We start from the raw sequence: 19,407 nt of genomic DNA on the forward strand, positions 1-19,407 counted from the left end.
AAGGATGCACGGCCACCAGTCGGGCCGTCGACCCTTCGAGACGCGCTTCGCGCTCCTCAGGATGACGGATCACACATCGCTTACCCCGCGAGATCGACCTTGGACGCGACGGTGGAATCGGCATTGAGCCGATAGACCACCGGCGCGCCGGTCGCGAGCTCGCGCTTGAGGATCTGCTCCGGCGTCAGCTTCTCCAGCACCATGATCAGCGCGCGCAGCGAATTGCCGTGGGCTGCGATCAGCGTGCGCTGGCCGCGCAGCACGCCGGGCAGGATCTCTTGCACGTAATAGGGCAGCGTACGCGCCAGCGTGTCCTTCAGGCTTTCGCCGCCGGGCGGCGGCACGTCGTAGGACCGGCGCCAGACCAGGACTTGGTCCTCGCCCCATTTCTTGCGGGCGTCGTCCTTGTTGAGGCCCGAGAGATCGCCGTAATCGCGTTCATTGAGCGCGAGATTCTTCGTGGTCGGTAGTCCGGTCTGGCCGATCTGCTCCAACATCAGCTTCAGCGTATGCTGCGCGCGCGTCAGGTCGGAGGTGAAGGCGACATCGAACGACAGGCCCTGCGCCTTCAGCTTGCGACCGGCGTCCTTGGCTTCAGCGATGCCCTGCTCGGTGAGATCAGGGTCCTTCCACCCAGTGAACAGGTTCTTCAGATTCCATTCGCTCTGACCGTGACGAACGAGCACAAGAAGACGATCACTCATTTTAGATTCCGTTTTCGATTAGCTGGATTTTGTCGAGCGATCTCAGTCGTTCAACCCGAGAACGTCGGTCATGGAATACATGCCGGGCTTCTTGCCATGCGCCCACAGCGCAGCCTTCAGCGCGCCCTGCGCGAACAGCGCGCGATCTTCGGCATGGTGCGACAGCGTGATGCGCTCCGAGGGGCCGGCAAAGATCACGCTGTGATCGCCCGCCGCGGTGCCGCCGCGCAGCGAGGCGAAGCCGATATCGCCGGCACGACGCGCGCCGGTCAGGCCATCGCGGCCGCGTGCCGAATGCTGCTCGAGCGTGATTCCGCGGCCGGCAGCAGCGGCTTCGCCGAGCATCAGCGCGGTGCCCGACGGCGCATCGATCTTGGACTTGTGATGCAGCTCGAGGATTTCGATGTCAAAGCTCTCATCGAGCGACTGCGCGACGCGCTTGACCAGCGCGGCGAGCAGATTGACGCCGAGGCTCATATTGCCCGACTTCACCACGATGGCGCGGTCGGTGACGCTGCGGATCACCGCGTCGTCGGACTGCGACAGGCCGGTGGTGCCGATGACATGAACGAGGCCGCGCTCGGCCGCGATCGCGACATTGGCGATGGTCGCGGCCGGCACGGTGAAATCCAGGATGCCGTCGGCGGCCGCCGACATCGACCACAAATCGGCCGACAGCTTGACGTCATTGGCGGGAAGGCCGGCGAGCACGCCGGCGTCCTTGCCGAGCAGCTCCGAGCCGGGCGCCTCCAGCGCGCCGACCAGCACCGCTCCCGGAGTTTCGGAAATCACCCGCGTCAGCGTGCGGCCCATCCGGCCGCCGGCTCCCGCAACAATCAGACGCATGTCAGCCATGGCTCACCTCTCCAAGCCGTATAGCGAGCCATGACTGTTCCGGCAACCGAGCCCGCCCCGGCTATGGGCTATCGTGACCCTCGATGATGATCAGGTCGGCGATCGAATGCGGCTGCCGCACCTTGATGTTGGCCTGGTATTCGGGCGAGTTGTAGCAGGCGAGCGCGGTCTCATAGTCCGGGAATTCGATCACGACGTTGCGCGACCGGCTCTGGCCCTCCACGGTGGCGAACTTGCCGCCGCGCACGATGAACTTGCCACCGAACTTCTGGAAGATGGCCGGGTTGGCCGCCATGTAGGGCTTGTAGCCGTCCTCGTTATGAACGTCGACGCGTCCAATCCAGTATCCCTTCGCCATCTCTGTTCTCCCGTGTTGTTGGTTCAGGCGAGCGCCTGGGCGATCTCGGTGTGAATGGCTTCGGCGGCGGCCTTCGGATCGGCGGCTTCCATCACCGGACGTCCGACCACCAGATAATCGGCGCCGGCAGCGATGGCGCGCGCCGGCGTCATGATGCGCTTCTGGTCACCGGTCGCCGAGCCCGCCGGGCGGATGCCGGGGGTCACCAGATTCATCTGACCGCCGACGATCTTGCGCAAGGCGCTCGCTTCCTCGGGCGAGCTGACGAGGCCGTCGACACCGAGCGCCTGCGCCTGCCGGGCGCGCGCTTCGACGAGATCGGAGACGTTGAGGCGATAGCCCGCGGCGTGAAGGTCCGCGTCGTCATAGGAGGTCAGCACCGTCACCGCGAGGATCTTCAGACTGGCGCCGGCGCGGGCCTCGACCGCCGCCGTCATGGTCTGCGGATAGGCATGCACGGTGAGGAAGGTCGCGCCGAGAGTAGCGACGCTTTCGACCCCGCGAGCAACGGTGTTGCCGATGTCGTGCAGCTTGAGATCGAGAAAGACCTTCTTGCCACGGCCTGCAAGCTGCTTCGCCAGCACGAGACCGCCGGCGTAACCAAGCTGATAGCCGATCTTGTAGAAGGTGACGCTGTCGCCGAGCCTGTCGATCATCGCCTCGGCCGCAGCGACCGACGGCAAATCGAGCGCCACGATCAACCGGTCTCTTGGAGCGATCCTTGGAGCGATCTGGGCTGGCTGCATGTCACCTCACATCATGCGTTGGGAATGGTCGATCAGCTGTCGCACCAGCGCCCGCATCGTATCGATGTCGCCCTGATGCTTCAGACGATCCATATCGTCATAGGCCTGCTCGGCGAATGACAGCGCGAGCTGGTTCGGGATCACGGTGGCGTGGCACGCGGTCAGGATCAGGCGCAGCGCTGCCAGCGCGCGCGTGCCGCCGAGCCGGTTGCCGGATGCCGCTGCCATCGCGAAGGCGCGGTCGTGGAACACCTGGCCGCGGGCCTCGTGCGCATCCTGCACGCGGCTGACCCAGTCGATGGTGTTCTTCACCAGCGCCGGCACCGAGGAGTTATATTCGGGCGTCACGATCAGCACGCCATGATGGGCCCCGATCATCCGCTTCAGATTGACGGCGTGCTGCGGCACGCCCGATTTCGCCTGCAGGTCGCCGTCATAGATCGGCAGCGGGAAATCGCCGAGCGAGATGCGGCTGACGTCGGCGCCGGATTGCGCGAGCTCGTGTGCCAGCACGGCGGCCAGCTTCGCATTGAGCGAGCCGGATCGAAGCGATCCCGGGATCACGAGGATTTTCAGCGCGGACATTTCGAAATCGCAGGTGTAGGTCGCACCCAGCGCGACGGCGCTGGAAGGTCAGCCCTTGCGATACACCCAGACCCGCGCGGGCGGAAGGTTCATCCAGATCCGCTCGGAGGCCTCTGTGGACACGCCCGGCAGCGACTTCGGAATCGGGGGCGCCACCGAATAGGTGAACTGGACGAACGGCGCGCCGGGTGCGAGCGCCAGGAAGGCATCGCGGATCAGCTTGAGGCGGGTCAGCATCGGCTTGGTGACCAGCGGCAGACCGGAGACCACGGCCGAGGCGGGTGTCTTCATGACGTCCCACAGCGTATCGCGCAGCCTGTAGGCATCACCCTGGACCACCTTGGCCTGCGGATAGCGTTCGCGCAGCAACGCGCAGAAACCGGGATTGTACTCAACCAGCACGAGACGTTTTTGATCGACGCCGTGCTCGATCAGCGCGTTGGTGATCGCCCCGGTGCCCGGTCCAAGTTCGACGACCGGTCCTTCGGCTTCGGGATCGACATATTGCGCCATGGTGCGCGCAAGCAGCCGTCCGGACGGCATCACCGCGCCCATATGCAGCGGCTTCTCCATCCATGAACGGAGAAAACGTACCTCGTCGTCGAGACGGAGGGGCTTCTTCGACGCACGCACGGACGATTGCAGAGGCATGTCGCTACCAGGCGGGACCGCGCACAATCGAGCGGTTGTCAGAAAACAGTCATAAACACGTATAGATCGAAGTCGTAACGGTCAAGCATAACGACTGCGGCTAGACCGAGCGGTTTCCGAAGAAGTCCTTGACCTTAGAGAAGAAACCCGCTGCCTCCGGCTGGGTTGCGCCGGACGACAGTTTTTCGAACTCCATCAGCAATTCTTGCTGCTTCTTGGTCAGATTCTGCGGCGTTTCGACCACGACCTGGACATACATGTCGCCGGTCTGGCGCGAGCGGAGCACCGGCATGCCCTTTGATGCGATGCGGAATCGGCGGCTGGACTGGGTCCCGGCGGGCACCTTCACCTTGGTCTTGCCCTTGTCGATGGTCGGCACCTCGAATTCGCCGCCGAGTGCTGCGGTCACCATCGAGATCGGCACGCGACAATGCAGGTCGGCGCCGTCGCGCTGGAAGAACTGGTGCGTGGTCAGCGACAGGAAGATGTAGAGGTCGCCGGGCGGTCCGCCGCGGACGCCGGCCTCACCTTCGCCGGCGAGACGAATGCGGGTGCCGTCCTCGACTCCCGGGGGAATGTTGACCGACAGCGTGCGCTCGCGCGTCACCCGGCCGGAACCGGCGCAGGAGGTGCAGGCGTCCTCGATCATCTGGCCGCGGCCCTGACAGCCGGGGCAGGTCCGCTCCAGCGTGAAGAAGCCCTGGGCCTGCCGGATACGGCCGGCACCGCCGCAATGCGAGCAGGTCTTCGGCTTGGAGCCGGCCTTGGCGCCGGTGCCGGAGCAGGATTCGCAGGTGACCGAGACCGGGATCTCGATCTGCGCGGTCTTGCCCTGGAAGGCCTCCTCGAGCGTGATCTCCATGTTGTAGCGCAGGTCCGCACCGCGTTCGCGGCCGCCGCTGCCGCGGCGCTGTCCGGCCATGCCGAACAGATCCTCGAAGATATCGGAGAAGGAAGAGGCGAAGCCGGCGCCGAAGCCGGGGCCGCCACCACCCATGCCCTGCTCGAAGGCGGCATGGCCGAAGCGGTCGTAGGCGGCGCGCTTGTCGCCGTCCTTCAGCACTTCATAGGCTTCGTTGATTTCCTTGAACCGGACCTCGCTGCTGGCGTCGCCCGGATTCTTGTCCGGATGCCATTTCATCGCGAGCTTGCGGAAAGCCGATTTCAGCTTGGTCTCGTCCGCGTTCCGCTCGACCTCGAGAGTCTCGTAATAGCAGCGCTTGGTGGACATACTTCAATTCCGTCCGAAGTTCGTCGCGATCGCCAAGGATTGCGCCTGTCTGGAAGATGCGGCGATCGCCTTAAAGAAAAATGACCCCCACTCCTCCGAGACGCGTCGCGTGCTCTTTGGTGTGAGGGTCATGATCGCAAGCCCGCTTAGGCAGACTTCTTGTTGTTCTTGTCGTCGTCGACCTCGGTGAACTCCGCGTCGACAACGTCATCCTTGGCAGCGTCCTTGGCCGCATCGGCCTCGGCCTGCTGCTTGTACATGGCCTCGCCGAGCTTCATCGAAGCCTGCGCCAGCGTGTTGGTCTTGGCCTTAATCGCCTCGGCGTCGTCGCCCTTCAGCGCTTCCTTGAGGTCGCTGACGGCGTCTTCGATCGCACGGCGCTCGGTGTCGGCGATCTTCGAACCGTGTTCGGCCAAGGCCTTCTCGGTCGAATGAACCAGGCCATCGGCATGGTTCTTGGCGTCGACGGCCTCGCGGCGCTTCTTGTCCTCGGCCGCGTTGACCTCGGCGTCCTTGACCATCTTGTCGATGTCGGCCTCGGACAGACCGCCGGATGCCTGGATCCGGATCTGCTGTTCCTTGCCGGTCGCCTTGTCCTTGGCCGAGACGTTGACGATGCCGTTGGCGTCGATGTCGAAAGTCACCTCGATCTGCGGCATGCCGCGCGGAGCCGGTGGAATGCCCATCAGGTCGAACTGGCCGAGCATCTTGTTGTCGGCGGCCATTTCACGCTCGCCCTGGAAGACGCGGATGGTCACGGCGCCCTGATTGTCTTCGGCGGTCGAGAACACTTGGCTCTTCTTGGTCGGGATCGTGGTGTTGCGGTCGATGATGCGGGTGAACACGCCGCCCAGCGTCTCGATGCCCAGCGACAGCGGGGTCACGTCGAGCAGCAGCACGTCCTTGACGTCGCCCTGCAGCACGCCGGCCTGGATCGCAGCGCCGATCGCGACGACTTCGTCGGGATTGACGCCCTTGTGCGGCTCCTTGCCGAAGAACTGCTTCACGACTTCCTGAATCTTCGGCATGCGGGTCATGCCGCCGACCAGCACCACTTCGCCAATCTCGCCGGCGGTCAGGCCGGCATCTTTCAGCGCCTTGCGGCACGGCTCGATGGTCTTCTCGACGAGGTCGGCCACCAGCGCCTCGAACTTGGCGCGGGTCAGCTTCATCGTCAGATGCTTCGGACCGGTCTGGTCAGCCGTGATGAACGGCAGATTGATTTCGGTCTGCGTGGTCGACGACAGCTCGATCTTGGCCTTTTCGGCAGCTTCCTTCAGGCGCTGCAGAGCGAGCTTGTCGTTGCGCAGGTTGATGCCCTGCTCCTTCTGGAACTCGTCGGCGAGATAGCCGACCAGGCGCATATCGAAATCTTCACCGCCGAGGAAGGTGTCGCCGTTGGTCGACTTCACCTCGAACACGCCGTCGCCGATCTCGAGGATCGAGACGTCGAAGGTGCCGCCGCCGAGATCGTACACGGCGATCGTGCCGGCCTTGGTCTTGTCGAGGCCGTAGGCGAGCGCGGCAGCGGTCGGCTCGTTGATGATGCGCAGCACCTCGAGGCCGGCGATCTTGCCGGCGTCCTTGGTGGCCTGACGCTGTGCGTCGTTGAAATAAGCGGGAACGGTGATGACGGCCTGATCGACCTTCTGGCCGAGATGCGCCTCGGCGGTCTCCTTCATCTTCTGCAGAATGAAGGCCGAGACCTGCGAGGGCGAATAGGTCTTGCCATCGGCTTCGACCCAGGCGTCGCCGTTCGATGCCTTGACGATCTTGTAGGGGACGAGCTTCTTGTCCTTCTCGACCATCGGGTCGTCATAGCGGCGGCCGATGAGGCGCTTCACCGCAAAGAACGTACGCTCGGGATTGGTCACCGCCTGGCGTTTCGCCGGCTGTCCGACGAGGCGCTCGCCGTCGTCGGTGAAGGCAACGATCGACGGCGTCGTTCGCATACCCTCGGCATTCTCGATCACCTTGGCGTTCTTGCCATCCATCACGGCAACGCACGAATTCGTGGTGCCGAGGTCGATCCCAATGACCTTACCCATGGTTTTGATATCCTCTTTGCTACGGCAGGTTGGTTGGGCCCTGACGGCGCTCCGTACCGAACCCCCAGACGTTCACATACTCGCGATATTGCGACGGTGAGCCTGATATAGGAGAGAGGGTCCTGCCCGCAAGGACTGGACGCAACGTTGAGGCCTGAAAAGACTGACGTTTGAAAGATTGTGTCAGCCCGGCTGCGGCACCGGTTCAACCCGAGCCAAGTTAACAAATCGGCAATGATGCCGGGGGTCGTCGGCCACGAACATCCACCACGCGACGTCAGCGCTGTTGAGTGAACGCTCACAAACGTCGTATGCGAGGGCGGCGCACGGGTCGAGGGCGCGCTGTTTGGCCGCTGGCGGCTCATCTTGGAAATGTCGGGAAACTGGAAAGTGCCTGCCAATCAAGGCGAAAAGCCCATGGAATCGGGCCTGCAGGCCCGGAGCGGAGCGTTGGCGGCCTGTTGCAGGGCCATCAAAACCGCTAAAAGCGGTCCGACTGAAAGAGGCCATCCAGCCCTGCACCGGCCCCGTTGCGCGGCCACCAAGCAAAACCGGTAGATCCCCCATGATGCCTTTTCGAGTTCTCGTTGCGGTTGCCTTGCTGATTGCTGCCACCTGTCGTGGCTTTGCCGCCGACGCGGTGTTTCCGCCGGGCGCGCATGTCGGGATGAAGCCGCTCGTGGGCCTCGTGCGTGCCAAATCGTTCATCGGCTTCGAGACCGAGGATCAGGGCGTGAAGGTCCTGATCGCCGATCTGCCCGCGGAGGCCTACAACGAGGTCGTGAACGCCTTCAAGGCCAACCCGGGCGGCACCGGCGGCATCAAGCCCGAGAGCATCGAGACGCCGGCCGGTCTCGGCTACTACACCGTGGAGAGTGCGCGCGACGGCGCGAGCAATGTGCGGCGTTATTCCATGATCCTGCCCGGACCGACCTTCTCCGGCTATGTCGCAGTGCAGGTGCCGGAGAACGCGAGCAAGATCTACACCGACGACGCCGTGCGGCAGATGTTCGCCTCCGCCCAGATCCGCAACGAGGTGCCGGTCGACGAGCAGCTCGGCATGATGCCGTTCAAGGTCACCGAGCTCAGCAGTTTCAAGAATGTCCGCATGCTGGCGCCGGGCGCGGCGCTGCTGATGGCCGATGCCGGGGACAAGAGCCTCGAGACCAAGCCCTTCATGCTGCTCGGCATCATCGGCTCGGCCCCGGCCACACCCGACGATCGCGGTCGCTTTGCCCAGCAGATCGCCACCACGATCCCCGGCGTGCGCGACGGGCGGATCACCATGTCCGAACCGATCCGGATCGACGGCCAGCCCGGATTCGAGACCCGGATCGACGCCGTCAGCGGCAAGGACAACACCCCGGTGACCATCGTGCAGTGGCTGCGGTTCGGTGCCCAGACATCGATGCGCATCATCGGAAGCTCGCCGCGCACCGATTGGGAGACGGCCTTCCCGCGCTTCCGCGCGGTGCGCGACGGCATCCAGCCGCGCGGCTGAACCGCCCTTCGTAGAGCCGGTTGGAAAAATCCCACTTTCGTCGTTCGCCGAACGGAACTAGCCTCCTCGCGCGATATCACGCAAAGCGAGGAGGGGCGCGATGTTGGATCGACGACGGATGGTTGCAGGCCTCGGTACGATGGCGCTTGCGACCCTGGTTCCAAAAAGTCTCTGGGCGGCTGCAATCAAGCCCGACGACGGCTCCGCGCTGCTGGTGATCGACGTCCAGAACTGCTTCCTGCCCGGCGGCAGCCTCGCGGTGAAGGATGGCGAGCAGGTGGTGCCTGTCATCAACAAGATCGCCAAGAGCTTTGCCAATGTGGTGATGACGCAGGACTGGCACACGCCCGGTCACGTCTCGTTTGCCTCGGTCCATGAAGGCAAGAAGCCGTTCGAGGTCATCGACCTCGCCTATGGCAAGCAGGTGCTGTGGCCCGACCATTGCGTGCAGGGCACCGACGGCGCCTCGCTGTCGAAGGAACTTGCGATCCCGCAGGCCGAGCTGATCATCCGCAAGGGCTTTCACAAGGACGTCGACAGCTACTCCGCCTTCACCGAGGCCGACGGCAAGACCACCACCGGGCTCGCCGCCTATCTGAAGGCGCGCAACGTCGAGCGGCTTTTCGTGGCCGGGCTCGCCACCGACTTCTGCGTGGCATGGACCGCGCTCGACGCACGCAAGGCCAGCTTCGAGACCTATGTGGTGGAAGACGCCTGCCGCGGCATCGACACCCAGGGATCGCTCGCCAAGGCGTGGGACGATATGGCCAAGGCCGGCGTCAAGCGCATCAAGTCGTCTGACATCGCGTAGGACCCCGCCTCGCGCGAGATCCGCATGGCCGAGTTCGTCTCACCCATTGCATTCGATTTCGCGCAGCGCCTGCCGTCGCCACCCACGGCGGGCCTGATCGTCCGGATCACGGGTTATCGCGAGACCGCGACCGGCCGGTTCGCGCATCGGCAGACCGCGCCGCTCATCGTCCCGCTGATCGTCAGTTTCGGCACCCCGTTCCTGATCGCGCTCGGACGCGAGCCTGGAGCTGCCGATCGTCAACTCAGCTTCGCCGCCGGCCTGCATGCGGGGCCGGTCTACATTGAGTCCGATGGCCGGGCCGCCTGCGTGCAGGTGGATTTCACGCCGCTCGGCGCCTACAGTTTCTTCGGCGGCACTGTGGCCGATCTGGTCGGACGCATGGTCGAGATCGACGATGTGCTCGGTCATGAGGGCCGCCGTTTGCGCGAACGGCTCGGCGCCGTGACGTGCTGGCAGCGCCGCTTCGACCTGATCGAAGCCTTCGTGCTGCGCCGCGCCCGCCACACGCCGTCTCCCGAAGTCGCGTTCGCCTATCGGAGACTGGCGCGCTCGGCCGGTGCCGTCAGCATCACGACATTGGCCGACGAGATCGGCTGGAGCCGCAAGCACCTGGCCAGCCGATTTCGATCCGAGCTCGGCCTGGCGCCGAAATCGCTGGCGCGCGTGATGCGGTTTCATCGGGCGAGCCGGCTCGCCCAGAGCGACGCCACGCGTGGCTGGGCCGGGATCGCGGCGGAGAGCGGCTATGCCGACCAGGCGCATCTCGCGCGGGAGTTCGTCGAATTCGCAGGGGAACCGCCCACTGCCTGGGCGCGCCGCCAGGCGCTGACCGATCGGCGGCTGGTTCACGCCGACGACGGGCTGCTCGACCGGTAACAAACCTTCAAGCCACGGCCGCATCGGCTCGTGCAAAGTGGCGCCGTCAGCCAAAAAAGTGAGCCACCATGACGCACGACATCGAGCCGCCCCGCATCTATCCCACCCTGCGCTGCACGGACGCTGAGGCGATGATCGCCTGGCTCAAGACAGTGATCGGATTCACCGAGCGCGTGGTCTATCGCGACGGCGGCGTGATCCACCACGCCGAGCTCGCCTACGGTTCCTCGATGCTGATGCTGGGCCAGAGCCGTGACGATGCCTATGGCAGGCTGGTCGGCGACTCTACCGGCCGCCGCACCGATTCAATCTACATCGCCGTCGACGATCCCGACGCCCTGCATGCGAAGGCAAGGGCGGCGGGCGCAAAGATCGAAATGGAATTGCGCGACACCGATTACGGCAGCCGCGACTTCGCCTGCCGTGACCCGGAAGGAAATCTTTGGAGCTTCGGCACCTATTGGCCGAAGGCCTATGAGAAGCCGCTGCCGTGAAGCGGCGGGTCAGACCGTGAAGTCGGCGCTCGGAGCGGCCTTGGCGCCGCCCTTGGAGACGCCGACCAGCGCCGGACGCAGGATGCGCTCGCCGATCATGTAGCCGGCCTGCACGACCTGCACCACAGTGCCGGACGGCACCGACGTGTCGGGCACCTCGAACATCGCCTGCTGGAAGTTCGGATCGAACTTCTCGCCGATCGGATCGAACTTCTTCACGCCGTTCTTCTCCAGCGCGTTGAGCAGCGACCGCTCGGTCAGCTCGACGCCTTCGATCAGCGCCTTCAGGCCGGGATCGGCGGCTTCCTTGGTCTCGGCCGGCACGGCGTCGAGCGCGCGCTGCAGATTGTCGGCGATATCGAGCACGTCGCGGGCAAAGCCCGTGATGCCATAGGTCTTGGCATCGGCAACTTCGCGGCGGGTGCGCTGCCGGAGGTTCTCCATCTCGGCCAGCGTGCGCAGCGTGCGGTCCTTCGCCTCCGCGAGCTCCTTGGCCAGCGCCTCCGCCGACCCGACCTCGGGATCGTCAGGCATGATGTAGGGCTTCGAGACCACGGGCTCACCCGTCGGCGCCGAATTCTCGGTGTTGTCATTGGCCCGGTTCGGATCGGTCATGGCTTGCCTTCTCGAAAACTCGCGTCGGTTCAAATCTTGGGGATTGCTGCCCGGGATATCGGGCTTTAGGCGGCGAAAATCAAGCGCAAGATACCGGCTTCGGGAACAGGGACCTCCGGACTGGACGAAGAAAACCCGTCAAATGAAGTCGAAATCCGTTCCGGTCAGCCGCCCAGCATCTTGCTGACGATGCGCGCGGCATAGTCGACGGTCGGGATCACCCGTGCATAGTTCAACCGCGTCGGTCCGATCCCACCGAGCACGCCGACGATCCGGCCCTGGGCGTCGCCGTAGGGCGCGATGATGGTCGAGGAACCCGACAGCGAGAACAGCTTGTTCTCCGAGCCGATGAAAATCCGCACGCCCTCGCCGCGTTCGGCACGGCCGAGCAGATCGATCACGCCGCGCTTGGTTTCGAGATCGTCGAACAGCGACTTGATCCGCTCGAGATCGTCGAGCGCGTGCAGATCCTCGAGCAGATTGGCGTGGCCACGCACGATCAGCTGGCGGTCCTCACTCTCGCCGCCGGACCAGCTCGCGATGCCGGCCGCGACCACCTTCTGCGTGAGCTGATCGAGCTCGGCGCGGTTTTGCGTCAACGCGGTCTCGAGCTCGAGCCGCGCTTCAGCCAGCGTCCGGCCGCGGATCCGCGCGTTGAGGAAATTGGTCGCTTCCGTCAGGGCCGAGGATGGAACACCCGGCGGCAGCGCCAGCACCCGGTTTTCGACCTGGCCGTCTTCGCCGACTAGCACGACCAGCGCCTTTTCCGGCTCCAGCCGCACGAATTCGATGTGCTTCAGCCGCGCATTCGACTTCTGCGTCAGCACCACGGCCGCGGCACGGGTCAGCCCCGACAGCCGTGTCAATGCTTCGCCGAGCGCGGCCTCGACGGATTGCGCACGGCCGACCGCCGCCAGCTGGGTCTGGATCGATTGGCGCTCGGCCTCGGTGAGGTCACCGACCTGCATCAGGGCGTCGACGAAGAAACGCAGACCGAGTTCGGTCGGCAGCCGGCCGGCTGAGGTGTGCGGCGCATAGATCAGGCCGAGCTGCTCGAGATCCGACATCACGTTGCGGACCGAGGCCGGCGACAACGGTAATGCGATCAGGCGCGAGATGTTGCGCGAGCCCACGGGCTCGCCGGTCGCGAGATAGCTTTCGACGATTTGACGAAAAATGTCGCGCGAACGCTCGTTGAGCTGGGCGAGCCCGGCATATGGCGCGATCAGGCCGATCGGATCGTGGTGAGTCACACTCCAGTCCCTCACAATTACTGTCTAATTTGTCGATCCCGGAGGCCGGTGACAAGCAGGCATTCAGCCCCCTCGTACCGGACCCTGCCGGGGCCGAAAACCCTTGCCGCTGGACCTTCCCCCTCCTACAAGCACGGGCGGAGCACGATCCGGAAAAGTGGCCGCCGGTTTTCCGAAAGATCATGCTCAAACAAGACGATAGAGCGCGATGACGGTTCGTCACGCTCTGGCTCATATCTCTCGGATTTTTGGAGGATTTCATGCGGCCAAGCCGCCGTGCGCCCGATGAACTGCGTCCCGTGTCGCTGGAACGCGGCGTCGTCAAATACGCCGAGGGTTCCTGCATGGTGAAGTTCGGCGACACCCATGTGCTGGTCACCGCCACGCTGGAAGAGCGCCTGCCGCCGTGGCTGAAGGGCCAGGGCCGCGGCTGGGTCACCGCCGAATACGGCATGCTGCCGCGCGCCACCCTGGAACGCACCCGCCGCGAGGCCTCCGCCGGCAAGCAGGGCGGCCGCACGGTCGAGATCCAGCGGCTGATCGGGCGCTCGCTGCGCGCGGCCGTCGATCTCGAGACGCTCGGCGAGCGCCAGATCACGGTCGATTGCGACGTGATCCAGGCCGATGGCGGCACCCGCACCGCGTCGATCACCGGTGCCTGGGTGGCGCTGGCCGACTGCATCAACTGGATGAAGACCCGCAACATGCTGAAGACCAACGTGTTGCGCGACAACGTGGCGGCGATCTCCTGCGGCATATATCAGGGTACACCGGTGCTCGATCTCGACTACGCCGAGGACTCTGAGGCCGACACCGACGCCAATTTCGTCATGACCGGCGACGGCCGAATCATCGAGGTGCAGGGCACCGCCGAGAAGACGCCGTTCTCGCAAGACGAATTCCTGGCGCTGATGGCCTTGGCGCGCAAAGGTGTCGCGCGTCTGGTCGACTTGCAAAAGATCGCGGTGGCGTAGTCAGATTGGCCATGCATCGCCGAATCACCGGAAGGCTCGTCATCGCCACCCATAATCCCGGCAAGCTCGCCGAGATGCGGGAACTGCTGGCGCCGCACGGCGTGGAGGCGGTGTCGGCCGGCGAGCTCGGCCTCGCCGAGCCCGAGGAGCCCGGCGACAGTTTTCAGGCCAATGCGGCGATCAAGGCGATCGCAGCAGCAAAGGCGACTGGACTGCCGGCCTTCGCCGACGATTCCGGCCTCGTGGTCGACGCGCTCGACGGCGCGCCCGGGATCTACTCGGCGCGCTGGGCCGGCGAAGACAAGGACTTCATGGCGGCGATGACGCGGATCGAGCGGCTGCTGCAGGAGCGCGGCGCCACCAACCCGGAACAGCGCAAGGCGCATTTCGTCTCGGCGCTGTGCGTGGCCTGGCCGGACGATCATCTCGAGGAGGTCGAGGCCCGTGCCGACGGAACCCTGGTTTGGCCGCCGCGCGGCAACGCCGGCTTCGGTTATGATCCGGCTTTCCTGCCCGACGGCCATACGCGGACCTTCGGCGAGATGACCAGCATCGAGAAGCACGGCCTGCCGCCGCTCGGGCTCGGCCTGTCGCATCGCGCCCGCGCCTTCGTGAAGCTCGCGGAGATCTGCCTTGAGCCACGCTGACCGACAAGCTTTCGGCGTCTACGTGCACTGGCCGTTCTGCCTGTCGAAATGCCCGTATTGCGACTTCAACAGCCATGTGCGGCACGCGCCCGTCGACGAGGCGCGCTTCGTGCGCGCCTTCGCCCGCGAGATCGAAACGACGGCGGCGCGGGTGCCGGGGCGTGAAGTGTCCTCGATCTTCCTCGGCGGCGGCACGCCTTCGCTGATGCAGCCAGAGACCGTCGGCGCCGTGCTCGATGCGATCGGCAAGCACTGGCAGGTCTCGCGCGACGTCGAGGTCACGCTCGAGGCCAATCCGACCAGCGTCGAGGCGACGCGCTTTCGCGGTTATCGCGCCGCCGGTGTCAACCGCGTCTCGCTCGGCGTGCAAGCATTGGACGACGCTTCGTTGAAAGCATTGGGTCGCCTGCACACCGCGCGCGAGGCGCTCGACGCGGTTGCGATCGCGCGCTCGGCATTCGACCGCTACTCGTTCGATCTGATCTATGCGCGGCCCGACCAGACGCCGCAGATGTGGGCCGGTGAATTGAAGCAGGCGATCTCGGAAGCCGCCGAGCATCTGTCGCTCTATCAGCTCACGATCGAGGAAGGCACGCCGTTCTTCGGGCTGCATGCCGCCGGCAAATTGCAGACGCCGGATGAAGCGACCGCGCGCGCACTCTACGACGTGACGCAGGAGGTCTGCGCCCGCGAGGGATTGCCGGCCTACGAGATCTCCAACCACGCCCGCACCGGGGCAGAGTGCAAGCACAACCTCGTCTATTGGCGCGGCGAGGAGTATGCCGGCATCGGTCCCGGCGCGCATGGAAGGCTCGACATCGACGGCGTCAGGCACGCGACCGCAACCGAGCGGCGCCCGGAGGCATGGCTGCTGAACGTCGAGGAACGCGGTCACGGTGTCGTCACCGACGACAGCCTCAACAGCGAAGAGCGCGCCGACGAATTTCTGCTGATGGGGCTGCGGCTCGCCGAGGGCATCGATCCCAAGCGCTATGCGGCACTCTCCGGCCGAAAGCTCGATCCGCACCGGATCGCGATGCTGCGTGAAGAAGGCGCGATCGCCGTCGATGCCGACGGACGGTTGCGCGTGACGAAATCAGGATTCCCGGTGCTCGACGCCGTGGTCGCGGATCTCGCCGCCTAGGTACACGCCGCCAAAATATCGAAAACAACCCCATGCAAAGTAGCTGGCGGGTGCCGGCGCTCGACAAGGCAGCTCGACCGCCTGTCGAAGATCAAGCCCCGAAACTCTTCGGCGAACCCGCGACCGCCGTGCCGCCGCCCGACGCCACCTTCATGACGGCAAGGCCACGCTCATTGGTGCCGTCGGAGCGGAAGCGGAACAGGCCGTCGATACCGGCAAAGCCCGACGGGTTGGTCAGCGTCTCCGGTGCGAAGCGTTGTGCGCCTTGGGTGCGCGCCAGCGCCGCCATCAGCGCGACGGCATCATAGGCAAGCGTTGCGGTGCGCACCGGCTCACCACCATATTTGGTGCGATAGCGGCCGGCGAAGCTGCGGAAGCCGGCCGGATCCGGCGCGGCGTAAAGGCCGCCCTGCAAGACCGGGCTCGCGAACACCCGCGGATTGTCCCACAGCCCGGTGCCGAGCAGCTGGATGTTGTGCAGATTGGCGCCGGCTGCGGTCAAGGCATCGGCGGTCGCGACGACCGATTCGCCGTCGTCGGCGAGCAGCAGCGCGTCGGCCTGGCCGAGCGATTGCGCCACGGTCCGCGCCGGCGTCGCGCGATCGGCGCCATATTGTTCGAAGGCGACGACGCGACCGTTCTTGCGGCCGACCGCCTGCTTGAACGCGGCCTCGACCACGTTGCCATAGGCGTTGTCCGGCACCATCGCGGCGAACGAGCGTTTTCCGATCCCGGAGGAATAGTCGACGATGCGATTGATGTCGGACTCCGGCAGGAAGCTCAGGAGGTAGACGCCGCGTCCGGCCACGCTCGAATCGGTGGAGAATGCGATCACCGAGGTGCCGCGCGGCCGCGTCAGTTGCGCGACGGCAGGCACCGAGCCTGCGAACAGCGGTCCCAGAATGATCTCGGCGCCCTCGGAGAGCGCCTGCTGCGCACCCTGCGATGCGCCCTGCGGGCTGCCGCCATCGTCCTTGATCAGGAGCTGGATGTTCGGGTTCTGAAACTCCGCCAGCGCCATTTCGGCGGCATTGCGCATCGACTGGGCGGCGAGCCCGGCATTGCCGGACGCCGACAGCGGCAGGATCAGCCCGATCTTGACCTGCCCGGTGCCGACCGCCTGGGGCTGTTGTTGCGGGCCGGCAGGTCCGCCTTCGGGGCCGCCGCTGGAGAATTGGCTCAAGCTCTGCTGGATACCGGAACAGGCCGTCAGCAACGGCGCGCCGACGATCAGGCCGAGCGCGGTCCGCCGGGTCGTGCCCGACAGCGGGGTCGTGCGGTGATGCGGGCCTTCCATCGTCTCTCTTCTCTTGACCGACCAGGATCGGCCAGGACTCCATCCAGCTCTGATGAGGCGGGTGGATTCAGGCATATTGTCGGCGAATAGTTAACTAAAACAAAAGGATTATGACCCCGCGGCGCCGTTGCCGCGGCCTCCATTTCCTCGGGTCACCCAGCCCTCCGTCACCGCCCCTTTGCGGATGTGGCGCAAGCGCTACCATCCCTCTAGATTGGCATTATGCGCGCAAAAGCCAGTTCCCTCCACAGTTCGGATGCCCCGGCAGGCGCTGCGGCCAGAACCTTTTCGATCGGCGGCCAGCATCTGGCGGCACCCAAGGCCAAGCCCGGGCTCCATCTGGTCGCGACCCCGATCGGAAATCTCACGGACATCACCCTGCGCGCGCTGGAGACATTGGCGGGCGTCGACATCATCGCCTGCGAGGACACCAGGATTACGCGCCGGCTGACCGAACGTTACGCGATCACCGCGGAGCTCGCGCTCTACCACGAGCACAACGCGGCCCAGGCCCGGCCCAAGATCCTCGAGCGGCTGGCGCAGGGCTCCGCGATCGCGCTGGTTTCCGACGCGGGCACGCCGCTGATCTCCGATCCCGGCTTCAAGCTGGTGCGCGAGGTCTGTGCCGCCGGACATGCCGTCATCGCAGTCCCGGGTCCGTCGTCGGTGCTGACGGCGCTGTCGGTTGCGGCGCTGCCGACCGACCGGTTTTTCTTCGAGGGATTTCTGCCGGCGAAGGAGCACGCGCGGCGCGCACGGCTCAGTGAGCTGGCGCGGATCGATGCGACGCTCGTGATGTTCGAATCCGGCAATCGCGTGCAGGACACGCTGCGCGATCTCGCCACGATCATGGCCGGGCGTGACGCGGCGATCTGCCGCGAGCTGACCAAGCTGCACGAGGAGGTCAAGCGCGCGCCGGTCGCCGAGCTTGCGGCAGGCGCCGACGCGCTGGAGACCCGCGGCGAGTTCGTGCTCGTGATCGGACCGCCGGCCGATGATGCCGGGGTGATGGACGAGAATTCGCTCGACGATCTCCTGCGCGCGCAGCTCGCCCGCGGCAGCGTCAAGGATGCGGTCGCGCATGCGGTCGAGCTGTCGGGCCGGCCGCGCCGCGAGGTCTATGCCCGCGCGCTCGAGCTCGCGAAGACCATCGGGGACGGCGATGGCCAAGCCTGATAGTGCCAAGACTGACAGCGCCAAGACTGATAGCGCCTCGCCCGAGCGCGTTGCCGCGTTCCGCACCGGCATCTCGGCCGAGAGCCGCGCCGCCGCGCTTCTGATCGCCAAGGGCTATCGCATCCTCGCACGGCGCTTCCGCACCCCCTATGGCGAGATCGACCTGGTGGCGCGCCGGCGCAACCTCGTCGCCTTCGTCGAGGTCAAGGCCCGGGCCAGCCTCGACGACGCCGCCTATGCGGTGACGCCGCGCCAGCAGCAGCGCATCGTCAATGCCGCCCAGGCCTGGCTGATGGCGCATCCCGAACATGCCGAATTTGATCTCCGATTCGACGCCGTGCTGATTGCGCCGAGGAGCCTGCCGCGCCATCTGTTAGCGGCATTCGACGCAAGCACTTGAAGTTACCTCAGACCTCGCGGGACACGCCTATGAAATTGAACGTCGCCGTCCAGATGGATCCTATCGCGCGCATCAACATCCGCGGCGATTCCACCTTTGCGCTGCTGCTCGAGGCGCAGAAGCGCGGCCACGGCATTTCCTATTACACACCCGACAAGCTGTCGCTGTGCGGCGAGGAGCTGGTGGCACCGGTGCAGCCTCTCACCGTGCGCGACGAGGTCGGCGATCATTTCACGCTGGGCGAGCCGAAGCGCGAAGCGCTCAACGGCTTCGACGTCGTGCTGCTGCGGCAGGACCCGCCGTTCGACCTCGCCTACATCACCTCGACGCATTTCCTCGAGCGCATCCATCCGAAGACCCTGGTCGTCAACAATCCGGCCAGCGTGCGCAACGCGCCGGAAAAGCTGTTCGTGATGAATTTCCCGCGGCTGATGCCGCCGACCCTGATTTCGCGTGACCTCGACGAGATCAACGCCTTCCGCGACCAGCACGGCGCCGTCGTCATGAAACCGTTGCACGGCCATGGCGGCGCCGCCGTGTTCCGCGTGATGCCGCAGGACATGAATTTCGGCTCGCTGTTCGACATGTTCTCGGTCACCTTCAGGGAGCCCTGGGTGATCCAGCGCTTCCTCCCCGAGGTGAAGCACGGTGACAAGCGCATCATCCTGGTCGATGGCGAATTCGCCGGCGCGGTCAATCGCGTGCCGGCAGCGGACGATCTGCGCTCCAATATGGTTCGCGGCGGCGCGGCCAAGGCGACCGAGCTGTCGGATCGCGAGCGCGAAATCTGCGCCACGCTTGGACCGGCGCTGCGCGAGCGCGGCCTGCTGTTCGTCGGCATCGACGTGATCGACGGCAATCTGACCGAGATCAACGTCACCTCGCCGACCGGCATCCGCGCCATTCAGCGGCTCAACGGTCCCGATGTCGCAGCGATGATCTGGGATACCATCGAGAAGAAGCGCGCCGCGAAATAATCCTCCCTTGTGCGTCGCACATGCAGGTTGAACTCTAAGCCGGAGCTCGACCGCGCCTGCT

Annotated in this window: 21 protein-coding genes; 10 read left to right on the forward strand and 11 right to left on the reverse strand. The window is 65.4% G+C overall.

Going from position 1 to position 19,407, the window contains the following annotated elements; all coding sequences use genetic code 11:
* Positions 1–80: 80 nt before the first annotated feature.
* The 8 genes from FNJ47_RS24930 to dnaK form a co-directional block, all read right to left on the reverse strand.
* Positions 81–704 carry a 2,3-bisphosphoglycerate-dependent phosphoglycerate mutase gene (locus FNJ47_RS24930; RefSeq protein WP_163157884.1) on the reverse strand — a complete coding sequence of 208 codons (624 nt, stop codon included), beginning with the start codon at positions 702–704 and terminating at the stop codon, positions 81–83.
* Positions 705–746: 42 nt separating this feature from the next.
* A complete protein-coding gene (gene dapB, locus FNJ47_RS24935; protein ID WP_163157886.1) occupies positions 747–1,559 on the reverse strand; it encodes a 4-hydroxy-tetrahydrodipicolinate reductase in 813 nt (270 codons plus the stop codon).
* Between the two features lie 61 nt (positions 1,560–1,620).
* Positions 1,621–1,917, reverse strand: coding sequence for a DUF1330 domain-containing protein (locus tag FNJ47_RS24940; protein ID WP_163157888.1), 297 nt, complete (start codon positions 1,915–1,917; stop codon positions 1,621–1,623).
* 23 nt (positions 1,918–1,940) lie between these two features.
* Positions 1,941–2,663, reverse strand: a complete 723-nt coding sequence (gene pyrF / locus FNJ47_RS24945; protein ID WP_163157890.1) for an orotidine-5'-phosphate decarboxylase — start codon at positions 2,661–2,663, stop codon at positions 1,941–1,943.
* 6 nt (positions 2,664–2,669) lie between these two features.
* The gene (locus FNJ47_RS24950; protein ID WP_163157892.1) at positions 2,670–3,248 is read right to left on the reverse strand and encodes an NADPH-dependent FMN reductase; all 579 of its coding nucleotides are present in this window, start codon (positions 3,246–3,248) and stop codon (positions 2,670–2,672) included.
* Between the two features lie 48 nt (positions 3,249–3,296).
* A complete protein-coding gene (locus tag FNJ47_RS24955; RefSeq protein ID WP_163157894.1) occupies positions 3,297–3,899 on the reverse strand; it encodes a class I SAM-dependent methyltransferase in 603 nt (200 codons plus the stop codon).
* 100 nt (positions 3,900–3,999) lie between these two features.
* Complete coding sequence (dnaJ, locus tag FNJ47_RS24960; protein ID WP_163157896.1) at positions 4,000–5,130, reverse strand: molecular chaperone DnaJ; 1,131 nt, start codon at positions 5,128–5,130, stop codon at positions 4,000–4,002.
* A 146-nt stretch (positions 5,131–5,276) separates the two neighbouring features.
* A complete protein-coding gene (gene dnaK / locus FNJ47_RS24965; protein WP_163157898.1) occupies positions 5,277–7,178 on the reverse strand; it encodes a molecular chaperone DnaK in 1,902 nt (633 codons plus the stop codon).
* A 565-nt stretch (positions 7,179–7,743) separates the two neighbouring features.
* On the opposite strand from dnaK, the gene FNJ47_RS24970 reads away from it, so the two are divergent.
* The 4 genes from FNJ47_RS24970 (at position 7,744) to FNJ47_RS24985 (ending at position 10,863) form a co-directional block, all read left to right on the forward strand.
* Positions 7,744–8,679, forward strand: a complete 936-nt coding sequence (locus tag FNJ47_RS24970) for a hypothetical protein (protein WP_163157900.1) — start codon at positions 7,744–7,746, stop codon at positions 8,677–8,679.
* 100 nt (positions 8,680–8,779) lie between these two features.
* Positions 8,780–9,490 (forward strand): bifunctional nicotinamidase/pyrazinamidase, encoded by a 711-nt coding sequence (gene pncA / locus FNJ47_RS24975; RefSeq protein ID WP_163157902.1) that lies wholly within the window; start codon positions 8,780–8,782, stop codon positions 9,488–9,490.
* A 24-nt stretch (positions 9,491–9,514) separates the two neighbouring features.
* On the forward strand, positions 9,515–10,369 hold the full coding sequence (locus FNJ47_RS24980; protein ID WP_163157904.1) for a helix-turn-helix domain-containing protein: 855 nt from the start codon (positions 9,515–9,517) through the stop codon (positions 10,367–10,369).
* A gap of 68 nt (positions 10,370–10,437) precedes the next feature.
* Positions 10,438–10,863 (forward strand): VOC family protein, encoded by a 426-nt coding sequence (locus FNJ47_RS24985; RefSeq protein WP_163157906.1) that lies wholly within the window; start codon positions 10,438–10,440, stop codon positions 10,861–10,863.
* Between the two features lie 9 nt (positions 10,864–10,872).
* Here the strand turns inward: FNJ47_RS24985 and grpE are convergent, their stop codons facing one another.
* Both grpE and hrcA read right to left on the reverse strand, forming a co-directional pair.
* Entirely contained in the window at positions 10,873–11,478 is a 606-nt protein-coding gene (gene grpE, locus FNJ47_RS24990; RefSeq protein ID WP_163157908.1) for a nucleotide exchange factor GrpE, read from the reverse strand.
* Positions 11,479–11,642: 164 nt separating this feature from the next.
* Positions 11,643–12,731, reverse strand: a complete 1,089-nt coding sequence (gene hrcA / locus FNJ47_RS24995) for a heat-inducible transcriptional repressor HrcA (RefSeq protein WP_163157909.1) — start codon at positions 12,729–12,731, stop codon at positions 11,643–11,645.
* Between the two features lie 260 nt (positions 12,732–12,991).
* Between hrcA and rph the strand changes: the two genes are divergently transcribed.
* Genes rph through hemW form a run of 3 tightly spaced genes read left to right on the forward strand, consistent with a single transcriptional unit; the run spans position 12,992 to position 15,496 of the window.
* Positions 12,992–13,705 carry a ribonuclease PH gene (rph, locus tag FNJ47_RS25000; protein ID WP_163157911.1) on the forward strand — a complete coding sequence of 238 codons (714 nt, stop codon included), beginning with the start codon at positions 12,992–12,994 and terminating at the stop codon, positions 13,703–13,705.
* Positions 13,706–13,716: 11 nt separating this feature from the next.
* The gene (rdgB, locus tag FNJ47_RS25005) at positions 13,717–14,352 is read left to right on the forward strand and encodes an RdgB/HAM1 family non-canonical purine NTP pyrophosphatase (RefSeq protein WP_163157913.1); all 636 of its coding nucleotides are present in this window, start codon (positions 13,717–13,719) and stop codon (positions 14,350–14,352) included.
* Positions 14,339–15,496 (forward strand): radical SAM family heme chaperone HemW, encoded by a 1,158-nt coding sequence (gene hemW / locus FNJ47_RS25010; protein ID WP_163157915.1) that lies wholly within the window; start codon positions 14,339–14,341, stop codon positions 15,494–15,496. The genes rdgB and hemW overlap by 14 nt, the downstream gene beginning before the upstream one ends.
* A gap of 91 nt (positions 15,497–15,587) precedes the next feature.
* On the opposite strand, the gene FNJ47_RS25015 is transcribed toward hemW, so the two are convergent.
* Positions 15,588–16,793 carry a penicillin-binding protein activator gene (locus tag FNJ47_RS25015; RefSeq protein ID WP_175068416.1) on the reverse strand — a complete coding sequence of 402 codons (1,206 nt, stop codon included), beginning with the start codon at positions 16,791–16,793 and terminating at the stop codon, positions 15,588–15,590.
* A gap of 222 nt (positions 16,794–17,015) precedes the next feature.
* Here FNJ47_RS25015 and rsmI point away from each other — a divergent pair, with 222 nt between their 5' ends.
* The 3 genes from rsmI to gshB are packed head-to-tail and all read left to right on the forward strand — an operon-like array spanning position 17,016 to position 19,346.
* Positions 17,016–17,969: a 16S rRNA (cytidine(1402)-2'-O)-methyltransferase gene (rsmI, locus tag FNJ47_RS25020; RefSeq protein WP_163157917.1), complete on the forward strand. Its 954-nt coding sequence runs from the start codon at positions 17,016–17,018 to the stop codon at positions 17,967–17,969.
* Complete coding sequence (locus FNJ47_RS25025) at positions 17,956–18,369, forward strand: YraN family protein (protein WP_163157919.1); 414 nt, start codon at positions 17,956–17,958, stop codon at positions 18,367–18,369. The genes rsmI and FNJ47_RS25025 overlap by 14 nt, the downstream gene beginning before the upstream one ends.
* A gap of 29 nt (positions 18,370–18,398) precedes the next feature.
* A complete protein-coding gene (gene gshB, locus FNJ47_RS25030; protein WP_163157921.1) occupies positions 18,399–19,346 on the forward strand; it encodes a glutathione synthase in 948 nt (315 codons plus the stop codon).
* Positions 19,347–19,407: the final 61 nt, after the last annotated feature.

The sequence above is a fragment of the Bradyrhizobium uaiense genome (genome assembly GCF_010811875.1).
Taxonomy (GTDB): domain Bacteria; phylum Pseudomonadota; class Alphaproteobacteria; order Rhizobiales; family Xanthobacteraceae; genus Bradyrhizobium; species Bradyrhizobium uaiense.

What these genes read in the sequence shown, in the direction of transcription:
- grpE (WP_163157908.1), bottom strand. Translation starts at nt 11,478, where the DNA reads ATGACCGATCCGAACCGGGCCAATGACAACACCGAGAATTCGGCGCCG.
- FNJ47_RS24970 (WP_163157900.1), top strand. Translation starts at nt 7,744, where the DNA reads ATGATGCCTTTTCGAGTTCTCGTTGCGGTTGCCTTGCTGATTGCTGCC.
- FNJ47_RS24955 (WP_163157894.1), bottom strand. Translation starts at nt 3,899, where the DNA reads ATGCCTCTGCAATCGTCCGTGCGTGCGTCGAAGAAGCCCCTCCGTCTC.
- FNJ47_RS24985 (WP_163157906.1), top strand. Translation starts at nt 10,438, where the DNA reads ATGACGCACGACATCGAGCCGCCCCGCATCTATCCCACCCTGCGCTGC.
- pyrF (WP_163157890.1), bottom strand. Translation starts at nt 2,663, where the DNA reads ATGCAGCCAGCCCAGATCGCTCCAAGGATCGCTCCAAGAGACCGGTTG.
- rsmI (WP_163157917.1), top strand. Translation starts at nt 17,016, where the DNA reads ATGCGCGCAAAAGCCAGTTCCCTCCACAGTTCGGATGCCCCGGCAGGC.
- FNJ47_RS24950 (WP_163157892.1), bottom strand. Translation starts at nt 3,248, where the DNA reads ATGTCCGCGCTGAAAATCCTCGTGATCCCGGGATCGCTTCGATCCGGC.
- pncA (WP_163157902.1), top strand. Translation starts at nt 8,780, where the DNA reads ATGTTGGATCGACGACGGATGGTTGCAGGCCTCGGTACGATGGCGCTT.
- dnaK (WP_163157898.1), bottom strand. Translation starts at nt 7,178, where the DNA reads ATGGGTAAGGTCATTGGGATCGACCTCGGCACCACGAATTCGTGCGTT.
- dapB (WP_163157886.1), bottom strand. Translation starts at nt 1,559, where the DNA reads ATGGCTGACATGCGTCTGATTGTTGCGGGAGCCGGCGGCCGGATGGGC.
- FNJ47_RS24980 (WP_163157904.1), top strand. Translation starts at nt 9,515, where the DNA reads ATGGCCGAGTTCGTCTCACCCATTGCATTCGATTTCGCGCAGCGCCTG.
- FNJ47_RS24930 (WP_163157884.1), bottom strand. Translation starts at nt 704, where the DNA reads ATGAGTGATCGTCTTCTTGTGCTCGTTCGTCACGGTCAGAGCGAATGG.
- dnaJ (WP_163157896.1), bottom strand. Translation starts at nt 5,130, where the DNA reads ATGTCCACCAAGCGCTGCTATTACGAGACTCTCGAGGTCGAGCGGAAC.
- FNJ47_RS24940 (WP_163157888.1), bottom strand. Translation starts at nt 1,917, where the DNA reads ATGGCGAAGGGATACTGGATTGGACGCGTCGACGTTCATAACGAGGAC.
- rph (WP_163157911.1), top strand. Translation starts at nt 12,992, where the DNA reads ATGCGGCCAAGCCGCCGTGCGCCCGATGAACTGCGTCCCGTGTCGCTG.
- rdgB (WP_163157913.1), top strand. Translation starts at nt 13,717, where the DNA reads ATGCATCGCCGAATCACCGGAAGGCTCGTCATCGCCACCCATAATCCC.
- gshB (WP_163157921.1), top strand. Translation starts at nt 18,399, where the DNA reads ATGAAATTGAACGTCGCCGTCCAGATGGATCCTATCGCGCGCATCAAC.
- FNJ47_RS25015 (WP_175068416.1), bottom strand. Translation starts at nt 16,793, where the DNA reads ATGGAAGGCCCGCATCACCGCACGACCCCGCTGTCGGGCACGACCCGG.
- FNJ47_RS25025 (WP_163157919.1), top strand. Translation starts at nt 17,956, where the DNA reads ATGGCCAAGCCTGATAGTGCCAAGACTGACAGCGCCAAGACTGATAGC.